Below are 10046 nucleotides of genomic sequence, written 5' to 3' on the forward strand. Positions count from 1 at the left end.
CGACACACGCCCGCACTCGGCACGCTGATTCGGCTACGCCGGGAGGTCGAGGACCTTGCGGAGGTACGGGACGTGATCGGGCCCGATCCAGCGGTAACCGCTGAGGCCGGCCGAGCGCGCTCCCCGGATCACCCGGTCGTCGTCGTCGACGAACAGCACGTGCTTGGGCAGCGCGCCGATCGCCAGGCATGCCTTCTCGAAGAACTCCGGGGCCGGCTTGTGCACCTTCAGGTCCCACGAGTTGACCACCAGGTCGACCTCGCCGGTCAGCCCGAGCGCGTCCAGGTCGCCGGCCAGCAGGTCGGTGCCGTTGGTGGCGATACCGACCTTGCGGCCGCCGGCCCGCACCTCGCGGACGAAGGCGAGGGCCTCCGGGTCGGGCTCGCCCCGGTACTCCTGCCACTCGCCGACCGCCGCGGCGGCCTGGTCGCCGATCGGCAGCCGGTCGGCGACCAGCTTCATCCACTCGGCGTGGGTGATCTCGCCGGCCATCGCGGGCTGGTAGACGTCCCACGACATCGACGTCTCCAGCAGCGAGGCGGGTTTGAGGCCGTACTTGACCTCGACGGCGATCATCGGGGCGGGATCCCAGCGGCGCAGCACGCCGTCCAGGTCGATCAGCAGGGCCCGGGCGCGGTCACGCATCTCTGTTACTCCTCCGGGTCGCGGTTCAACCGCTGGCTGATCACCTGGGTGACGCCGGCGCGCATCGTGACGCCGTACAGGGCGTCCGCGACCTCCATCGTCCGTTTCTGGTGCGTGATGATGAGCAACTGGCTCTTCTCACGGAGCTGCTGGAAGAGGGTAATCAACCGGCCCAGGTTGACGTCGTCGAGGGCCGCCTCCACCTCGTCCATGATGTAGAAGGGCGAGGGCCGGGCCCGGAAGATGGCACACAGCATGGCCACCGCGGTCAGTGAGCGCTCACCGCCGGAGAGCAGCGACAGCCGCTTGATCTTCTTGCCCGGCGGCCGGGCCTCCACCTCGACACCGGTGGTCAGCATGTCCTCCGGGTCGGTCAGGATGAGCCGGCCCTCACCGCCCGGGAACAGCACCTGGAAGACGGTCTGGAACTCGCGCGCGGTGTCCTCGAACGCCGACGTGAAGACCTCGAGGATCCGGTCGTCGACGTCCTTGACCACGGTGAGCAGGTCCTTGCGGGTGGCTCTGAGGTCCTCGAGCTGGTCGGAGAGGAACTTGTACCGCTCCTCCAGAGCCGCGAACTCCTCCAGGGCCAGCGGGTTGACCTTGCCGAGCAGGGTCAGGTCGCGTTCCGCCTTGTTGGCCCGCTTCTCCTGCAACGGCCGGTGGTACGGCACCGGCTCCGGCGCCGGCTTGCCGTCCTTCTCCGCCTGCGCCACCTCGGCCTGGGTCGGCGGCACGAGCTGGTCCGGGCCGTACTCGCTGATCAGCGTCTCGACGTCGAGCGAGAAGTCCTCGGCGGCCTTGGCCTCCAGCTGCTCGATGCGCATCCGCTGCTCGGCACGGGCCATCTCGTCGCGGTGCACCTCGCTGGTGAGCCGCTCCAGCTCGGCGACGAGACGCTTGGCGGTGGCGCGTACCTCCTGCAACTCGGCTTCCCGCATGGTCCGCTCGCTGGCGATCTGGTCGCGGCGTTCGGCCGCGGCCACGAGGGAGACCGCGACGTGCTCCAGGGCGGCGGCCGCGCCGTGTGCGACCGCGCGGGCGATCTCGGCGCCCCGGGCGCGGGCGGCCCGCCTCGCGGCGGCCCGTTCCCGGGCCTGCCGCTCCTGATTGGCCTGACGCATCAGCGAGTCGGCACGGCCGGCGATGGAGGAGACCCGTTCCTCAGCGGTACGCACCGCGAGCCGGACCTCCATCTCGTTCTGCCGGGCCTGCGGCACGAGGGCGGCGAGCCGGTCGCGCTCCTCGGTGGACGGCTCCTCGTCGATCGGGGTGTCCTCGGCCAGCCGCAGCCGCTCCTCCAGCTCGGCCACCCGCATCAGGTCGGCCTCCCGGGCCGCCTCGGCCTTCTGCCGGGACGCGCCGAGCCGCTCGCTCTCCGCCTTCGCCGACCGGGCGGCGGCGCCCAGCTCGGCGAGCCGGCGGGCGGCCGCGTTGCGCTCACCCTCGGCGGCCCGCTTGGCCTGGGCCGCCACGTTCACCGCCTGCTTCAGCTCGGCGACCTCGGCCCGGGCCGCGCCGAGCTGCTCCTTGACCTCGGCGATGGTCTGCTCGGCGACGGCCCGCCTGGCCTTCGCCTCGTCGACCGCCGCCTGCACCTCGATGTAGCTGGTCGCCTTCGCCGAACCACCGGCCGCCGCGTAGGCGCCGAGCACGTCACCTTCCGGGGTGACGGCGCGCAGCTCGCTGTTCGCGGCGATCAGGGCGGCGGCCGCGGCCAGGTCGGGCACCAGCACCACGTCGCGCAGCGCCCGGTTGAGCGCGGGCCGGATCTGCTCCGGGCAGTCGACCACCTCGGGCGCCCACACGGCACCGTCCGGCAGCTCCGGGCGCAGGCTCTCGAGCGGGCCGCGCATCCCGGGGCCGGCGGATCCGGCGACCATCAGGTCCGCGCGCCCGGCGTCGGCGATCTTGAGGGTACGCATCGCCTCGATCGCCTCGTCCACGCCGGACAGGGCCACCGCGTCGGCCAGCCCGCCCAGCGCGGCCGCCAGCGCCACCTCATGACCGGGACGCACGGTCAACATCGACGCGAGGCTGCCCAGCAGGCCCGGCACCTGGCCGGCCCTGGCCAGCAGCGCCCCGGCGCCGTCCTTGCGCTTGAGGCCCATGGCGAGGGCTTCCTCACGGGCCTTCCAGCTGGCGGCGTCCTTCTCGGCGGCGCGCTCGGTGTCGTTGAGCTCCCGGACCACCGCGGCGGCCCGGTCGTGCGCGGCCACCGCCTCGTCGTGCCGCGCGTCCAGGTCGGCGTTGTCCCGGTCCGCCTCGGTGGACTCGGCCGACACCAGGTCGACCTCGGCCTGCGCCGCCTCGGCCCGCATCAGTGCGTCCTCGTGCGCCGCGGCCAGCCGCTCGATCTCCTCGGCCGCGCTGGTGGTCCGGGCGCGGGCCGCGTTCACGTTGCCGACGAGCTTGGCCAGGCCCTCCCGCCGGTCGGCGATCGCCTTGGCCGCCGCCCGCAGCTCACCCTCGGCCGCCGCCAGCTGCCGTTCCAGGTCCTGCCGGTGCTCGACCGCCTCGGCCAGCCGCATCTGGTCATCGGTGAGCGCCTCGCGCAGCTCCTCCTCCTGCTCGCGGACCCGCTCGGCCTCGGCCTCCAGCATCTCCGGGTCGCGGCCGGGCCGCTCGTCGTCCGGGGTGGCCGCCAGGTGCCGCAGCCGCTCGGTGGCCAGCTGCTCGGTCGACCGGAACCGCTCCTGCAGGGTGGACAGCTTGTACCAGGCGTCCTGGGCGGCCTGCAGCAGCGGCGCGTCCTCGGCGTGCGCCAGCTCCAGGTCGGCGAGCATCCGCTGGACCTCGCGGTTCTCCCCCTCCACCTGGCCGCGCCGGTCCCGCATCGCCGACTCGTCGGCGATCTCCTTGTCCAGGGTGGTGCGCAGGGTGTGCAGGTCGTCGGCGAGCAGCCGGAGCCGGGCGTCGCGCAGGTCGGCCTGGATGCCGGCGGCCCGGCGGGCCACCTCGGCCTGCCGGCCCAGCGGCTTGAGCTGCCGCCGCAGCTCGGTGGTCAGGTCACCGAGGCGATTCAGGTTGACCTGCATGGCGTCCAGCTTGCGGATCGCCTTTTCCTTGCGTTTGCGGTGCTTGAGTACGCCCGCCGCCTCCTCGATGAACGAGCGGCGATCCTCGGGTTTGGCGTGCAGCATCGCGTCCAGCCGGCCCTGGCCGACGATGATGTGCATCTCCCGGCCGATGCCGGAGTCGCTGAGCAGCTCCTGGATGTCGAGCAGACGGCAGGAGTTGCCGTTGATCTCGTACTCGCTGGCGCCGTCCCGGAACATCCGACGGGTGATCGACACCTCGGTGTAGTCGATCGGCAGGGCGCCGTCGTTGTTGTCGATCGTGAGCGTCACCTCGGCCCGGCCCAGCGGCGCGCGGCCGGACGTGCCCGCGAAGATGACGTCCTCCATCTTGCCGCCCCGCAGCGCCTTGGCGCCCTGCTCGCCGAGAACCCAGGCGATGGCGTCGACGACGTTGGACTTGCCGGAGCCGTTCGGGCCCACCACACAGGTGATGCCGGGCTCCAGCCGCAACGTGGTGGCGGAGGCGAAGGACTTGAAGCCCTTGACCGTCAGGCTCTTGAGGTGCACGGATCTCCGAGGGTCGGCGGGGACGACCGCGGCCCGCGACCGTTGTTCCGCCCGCGGCCCGCGACTGCTGTCCGTCTACAGGTTCGTTGACGGGTCTCGTCTACAGGTTCGTCTGCTGGGAGGCAGGCTACCCGCCGGTGCTTTCCCACGGCGGAATCACGTGGTTAAAAAGCTGCGCGCCGCCACGTGAGTGGAGGCGCGCTTTTTCTTTGGTGCGTCTTCCGTGCGTCTTTGGTGCGTCTTCGGTGCTTCGTCGTCGCGTCCGAGGGGAATGTGAACGCCGGTTGGTCACCCCGCGTTCGTACCGGCCGGCATTCGGGGGGAGCTCAGGTCAGGGCGGGACGACCTCAGGTCAGTGCAGGTTCAGTCAGCCGCGCGAACTCGTCTGCCTCCGCGGCCGCCGCCGCGAGACGATCGTTCTCCGCCTGAAGGCGGGTGACCTCGAACTCCAGGGACTGGACCCTGGAACGCAGTCGGGTGACCTCGTCGAGGAGGCGCCGGTCGGGCGCCGCACCTACGTGGCCAAAGAGGGCCTTCGCCATCGTGACTCCTTGTGACGCGCTGCGTCTCGTATTGTGATGCGTTGCCGGAGAAGCCGGCCAACGTGGCGCCTTTAACGCACCCCGCGGATCAGTACGCATGTGCAACTCAATGCGAACCGACGCACACAAACTCACGGGCACGCGTGAGCTCAGCGACCCATGAAGGCATCCATGGGACTCTGAAGGTGCAGAAACTCAGGCCACGAACAGAGGCATGAGGGGGCGCGACTGGCGACAACTCCATAGTCCGCTGATACCCACTCATCGTCAAGCTGAGGCCATGCCGGTTATGTGCGCGAGTCAAGTGAATCACGCCACCAGGGCACCGGAGCAGGCCTTATACATCTTTCGCGGGCATGTCGATCTCGTCAAGAGCGGCCCGTTTTCGCAAGATCTGATATGCGTGGCGGATTCGGTCCGCGCGGGTGCGGGACGGCACACCACAGACGGAGATCATCCCGGTACGGGCGGTTGCGCGCAGGAGATCGACGAAATCACGCCCGGATAGACCCGCACGTCGTGTCCTTTCGGGCAAAAACGGGCAAAGGCGGCCGACAAATCGGCCTAAAAGGTACGTAATTGTGTCGCCTAGCCGACATGCTCCGGTAACTTCGGCAGGTTGTGTCGTTGCCTCCAGCGTGAATCCGACCCCGTCGCGCGAGCGCATCTGTCTGCTCACCGGCGGCGGGTACCCGTACCGGCGGGACGCCCTCGGTGGTTGGTGCCGGACCCTCGTCGAGGGATTACGCCGGTTCCGATTCGAGTTGCTGACCGTCACGGACCGTGAACTGCCGTCCGCCCCCGCGTACCCGCTTCCGTTCAATGTCGGCTCCGCGCGCGCCGTCGCGCTCGGCCGAGAGACCGCCCGCACCGAACGCCGCCGCAACACCCTGCCCGACGGCGCCGCCGAGGCCGCCGCGCTGCTCTGCCGGGGTCTGCTCGGCGACGAGACCGCCGCCGCGGCCGGCGACGAGAACTCGGCGAACGCCCTGTTCAGCGCGGGGTTACGGCGCATCGCCGACCTGCACCGGCCGGTCGGCGACGACCCGGACCGGCCCGGCCACCCGGATCCGCTGACCGCGCTCCCGCTCGCCGACGCGCTGCTGGAGGCATGGCGGCAACGGTCACCCGGCGGGCCGGACCAGGCCCTGCCCCGGCTCAGCGTGCGCGACGCCCGAACCGCCGCGACCCTGCTGCGGCACGCGATGCGGGCGCTCGCGGTGCCCCTGCCCCAGGCGGAGCTGGTGCACTGCGTCGGCGGCACCACACCGCTGCTGGCCGCACTGGCCGGGCGCTGGCGCACCGGGACGCCGCTGCTGCTCACCGAGGCACGCGCGGCCGTGACCCGGCAGCGTCCCGCCGAGGACCGGCTCTCCGCGGGCGTGCGCACGGTGCTGCGCCGATTCCGCACGTCGGTGGCCCGCACCGGCTACACCGAGGCGGAACTGATCGCCCCGCTGAGCACCTACCACCACGGATGGGCGCTGGACCACGGGGCACAACCGGCCCGGCTCGTCCAGGTGCCGGCCGGAGTCGACCCGCGGGAGTTCCCGGGCGCGGCCGAACCGAGCGACACACCGACCGTGGTGTGGGCCGGCAGCGGCGGACCGGACAGCGGGCTGTCCAGCGTGCTGGAGGCGTTCACCGAGGTCGCGGCCGCCCTGCCCGGTGCGGTGCTGCACCTGGTCGGGGTCACCGCGGCCCACGAGGAGCACTGCGCCGAACAGATCGAACGGACCGGGCTGGGCCGGGCCGTCCGCTTGCATCCGCTGCCCGCCGACCCGCGCGACCGTTACACCGTCGGCCAGGTCGTCGCGCACGTGCCGGGACCGGCGGACCCGCCGTACCGGCTGGTCGAAGCCATGATGTCGGGCCGCGCCGTGGTCGGCGTCGACATCGGGCCGGCCGGCGAGACGCTCGGCGACACCGGCGTCCTGGTGCCGGCCGGCGACCCGTCCGAACTGGCCATCGCCATCGTCGGCCTGCTGAAAGCGCCCGGCCGGCGGCGCGCCCTCGGCGAGGCGGCCCGGCAGCGGGCCCTCAACCACTTCACCGTCGACCGGGTGGTGCGGGTGTACGGAGCGCTCTACACCGACCTGGCGGCGCCACCGCCCGCGCGGGCCTTCGAACTGGCGCTCACCGTACCCGCGCCCCGGACCACGACACCCGCCACGCTGCGCTGGCTCACCCGGGAGACCACCTCATGACCCCGACCCGCACGGCCACCGGCCGCCACCCGGCCACATCACGGCCGGCAGCCGACCGCCCCGCACAGACGCCCACGGCATCCGCCGCCCAGAACACCGGCCGCCATCCGGCCACATCACCACCGGCGGGTGACCGCCCCGCACAGACGCCTGGCGCCCACATCACCGGCCGTTGCTCGACCACGTCACGACCGGCGGGTGACCGGTCTGTCACCGGAGCGGGCGTGCCGACGAAGGAGTACCGATGACGACCACACCTCGTGGTACGGGCGCGGCCACCACACGCACCACCCGGAACCGGAACCGGCGACGGCAGAACGCGACCAGTGAGCCCCGGCACGCGGCGGACCTCCAGGCCGAACTGGCGGCGCCGCGGCGGCGCAACGGCGGGCGGCATGCCGCGCCCGAGGAGCCGGGAACGGCGACCGGCCGGCCGCAGTCCCTCGCCGACCCGCAGGCGCTCGCGCCACCGCACCCCCTCGCCGCGTCACCGGCGCTCAGCGATCCCCAGTCACTCGGCGATCCGCAGGCGCTCGCCCATCCGTACGCGCTCGACGATGTCGCGTTCCCGGCGCCGGTGTGGGATCCGTGGGCCACGAACGCCGGGCAGGATCTCCCGTTCGCCAGCATCACCGACCCGTTCGAAGCGTCCGGTGTGATCGACGGCCGCGCCTTCCAGGCGCTGAACCGGCCGGGTCCCGGCGTCTGGCCGCCGAGCCGCGACCAGGACGACAGCGGGGACGTCCGGGCGGGAAGCGCGGAACCCGGCTGGCCGTCAGTGCTGTCTCAGCCCCGTCGAGACAGCCCTGAGAGCCAGCCGGAGAAGATCGACGAGCCGGCCGGGGTACGCCCGGACGCACCGGCCTTCGCCTGGACCGGCGCACCACTCCTGGAGTCAGCGGACGACCTTCCCGCAACCTGGGCGGACGCCCCGCTCCCGGGCTCGATGGCCGAGCCTCCCGCAGCGTGGGCGGATGCGCCGTTCCAGGGCTCAGCAGACGCGCTCCCCGCAGCGTGGGCGGACGCGCCGCTCCCGGGCTCTGGGGGCGAGCCTCGCGCGGCGTGGGGGGACGAGGGCTGGGTGGAGGCGCCCGCGGTGGCGTGGGTGGATGAGCCGCCGCTGGCGTGGGCGGACGCGGAAGCCGCCGAGGCCGGGCCGGAGCCGGACGTGGAGCCGGTGGAGCGGGATGCCTCTTCCGGCGAGGCGGGCGCGCGTACGGCGTACCGGAAAGGAAGAAGTAAGAAGGACCACCGCGGAGAGGGACGGCGGCGCCAAGCCCGTCGTACGCGTTCCCGGCGCCTGCGAGGCGCCTATCTGGGTGCGGCGGCCGTGCGGTGCGGGCTCTACCTGGGGCCGTTGAGCGCCGCCGTCGCGGGTGCCGGGGCTCTGGGGCGGGTGGCGTGGCCGGTTCCGGCGGTGATGCTGCTGCTGGGCTGGACCGCGGCGCAGGGGCTGACCAGTGTCGGGGTGAGCGTGGCGGGCCGGAGTGGTCCGGCGGTCGCGGCCCGGCTGGTCGGCGCCGGGTTCGCCGCTGTGATCGGGCTCTGGTGTGCGCTCGTGTGGATCGCGCCGGACGCGCTGCTCGGCCCGGACCGGGCGCTGGCCCTGACCGTCGGTGTCGGCGGGCTGCTCACCCTGGGCAGTGTGACGGCGGCGCTGGTGACCCGGGCGGAGGGCTCGGTCGCCGGATGGTACGTGCCGTGCTGGCTGCTCGCCGCCGCGGTGATGGCCGAGGCGGGCGGGGTCGCCGAGGCCGCGCTGGTGCCGGTGGAGACGCTGTTGCCGGCGGCGATCGTGGCCACCGCGGTACGCGCTTTCCGTCCCGCCCTGCTCCCCGGCACGCTGACCGGGGCGGCCGGCCGGACGCCGCGCCTGACCGTCGCCGACCGCCGGCGCGGCGTCGCCTACCTGGTGATCGGCGCCGCGCAGGCCGTCTGTGTGGCGCTGCTCTGGCGGGGCGGGCCGGCCGTGATGCCGCTGCCCGCCGCGCTGCCGCTGCTGCTCGCCGTGCCGCTGTTGGAGGGCCTGATCGGCTGGCACACCGCGCGCCTGGACGCCGGGCTGGACTCGGCCGAGACGCCGGAGGAGTTCGACCGGCACGTCCGCAACGTCACCGCGATCACCCTCGCCGGGTTGCTGCCGCCGCTCGCCGCGGGGTGCGGTCTGCTGATCGCCGCGTATCGACTGCCGTACGGGTTGTCGACCGTGCCGGGCGCCCGGGACGCGGTGCTCGCGCTGGCCGCCGGAACCCTGCTCGGCGGGGTGTTCGCGGTCACCTTCCTGCTCGCCGCCCGTTTCCGGCACGGCATCGCCGCGGCCCTCGCCGCCATCCCGCCGGCCGCCGCCGCGGTGCTCGCCCTGTTCGCCACGCCGGCCGGGCTGCTGCCCGCCGCGGTCGCCGTGCTCGCGGCCACCCATCTCGCCGGCCTGCTCATCGTCGCCCTGACCGCCGCTGATCTACGGAGGACGCCGTGAAGACCCTGTTCCCCCCGTACGCCCACCCGTCGCCCGAACTGGAACTCGACTCCGAGACGTGGATCGTCCGGGAACGGCCCGGCGACCGCCGGACCCTGCATCAGTCGCTCGGCCGGATCGACCTGGACTGGGGCAGCCGCTCGCTGGCCGACGTGCTCGCCGATGTGGACTCGTGGCGGGCGGACGGGGTCGAGGGACTGTTCCTGGACCGGGCCCCGGCCGGGTCCGGCGGGGTCGGGCCGGTGGCGCTGACCGTCCGGCTGGCGGCGCGGCGCGGGCTGCACCGGGTGGTGCTGAACCCGGGCGTGCCGACGCATCCGCTGTACCGGGATCTCGGGGTGCGGATCTGCACGTTCGAGGGTCCCTGGTCGGCGTATCAGAGCTGGGACGGTGACGGGGTACGACCCGGCGACGGGCACATCGTGTACGGGGTGCCCGCCCCGCTGCTGACCGCCGCGCGCCGGTTGATGGGGCGGCGGGGCGCCGGTTTCGGCCTGGCCACCGACGCCGCGCCCCGCATCACCGCGAACGCCGCCTGAACCCCGTCCGGCTGGTTCTCATGGCTGTCTCGCGCCGCCGGAGACAGCCA

The 10046-nt window shown here is 73.2% G+C and carries 6 protein-coding genes; 3 read left to right on the plus strand and 3 right to left on the minus strand.

Annotated features, from left to right (window positions below; genetic code table 11):
* Positions 1 to 33 precede the first annotated feature (33 nt).
* The 3 genes from Aut01nite_RS38970 to Aut01nite_RS38980 all read right to left on the minus strand — a co-directional run bounded on the left by Aut01nite_RS38970 (position 34) and on the right by Aut01nite_RS38980 (position 4774).
* A complete protein-coding gene (locus tag Aut01nite_RS38970; protein WP_043532701.1) occupies positions 34 to 645 on the minus strand; it encodes an HAD family hydrolase in 612 nt (203 codons plus the stop codon).
* 5 nt (positions 646 to 650) lie between these two features.
* Entirely contained in the window at positions 651 to 4232 is a 3582-nt protein-coding gene (smc, locus tag Aut01nite_RS38975; RefSeq protein ID WP_043532703.1) for a chromosome segregation protein SMC, read from the minus strand.
* Between the two features lie 347 nt (positions 4233 to 4579).
* Complete coding sequence (locus Aut01nite_RS38980; protein ID WP_043532705.1) at positions 4580 to 4774, minus strand: hypothetical protein; 195 nt, start codon at positions 4772 to 4774, stop codon at positions 4580 to 4582.
* Between the two features lie 638 nt (positions 4775 to 5412).
* On the opposite strand from Aut01nite_RS38980, the gene Aut01nite_RS38985 reads away from it, so the two are divergent.
* From Aut01nite_RS38985 to Aut01nite_RS38995, 3 genes are all read left to right on the plus strand, one after another.
* Positions 5413 to 6981: a DUF3492 domain-containing protein gene (locus Aut01nite_RS38985; protein WP_043532707.1), complete on the plus strand. Its 1569-nt coding sequence runs from the start codon at positions 5413 to 5415 to the stop codon at positions 6979 to 6981.
* 244 nt (positions 6982 to 7225) lie between these two features.
* Positions 7226 to 9457, plus strand: coding sequence for a hypothetical protein (locus tag Aut01nite_RS44035; protein WP_236643148.1), 2232 nt, complete (start codon positions 7226 to 7228; stop codon positions 9455 to 9457).
* A complete protein-coding gene (locus tag Aut01nite_RS38995) occupies positions 9454 to 9996 on the plus strand; it encodes a spherulation-specific family 4 protein (RefSeq protein WP_043532709.1) in 543 nt (180 codons plus the stop codon). The genes Aut01nite_RS44035 and Aut01nite_RS38995 overlap by 4 nt, the downstream gene beginning before the upstream one ends.
* Positions 9997 to 10046 lie beyond the last annotated feature (50 nt).

Source organism: Actinoplanes utahensis (assembly GCF_016862455.1).
In the GTDB taxonomy this organism is placed as follows: Bacteria; Actinomycetota; Actinomycetes; order Mycobacteriales; family Micromonosporaceae; genus Actinoplanes; species Actinoplanes utahensis.

What these genes read in the sequence shown, in the direction of transcription:
- Aut01nite_RS44035 (WP_236643148.1), top strand. Translation starts at nt 7,226, where the DNA reads ATGACGACCACACCTCGTGGTACGGGCGCGGCCACCACACGCACCACC.
- Aut01nite_RS38980 (WP_043532705.1), bottom strand. Translation starts at nt 4,774, where the DNA reads ATGGCGAAGGCCCTCTTTGGCCACGTAGGTGCGGCGCCCGACCGGCGC.
- Aut01nite_RS38970 (WP_043532701.1), bottom strand. Translation starts at nt 645, where the DNA reads ATGCGTGACCGCGCCCGGGCCCTGCTGATCGACCTGGACGGCGTGCTG.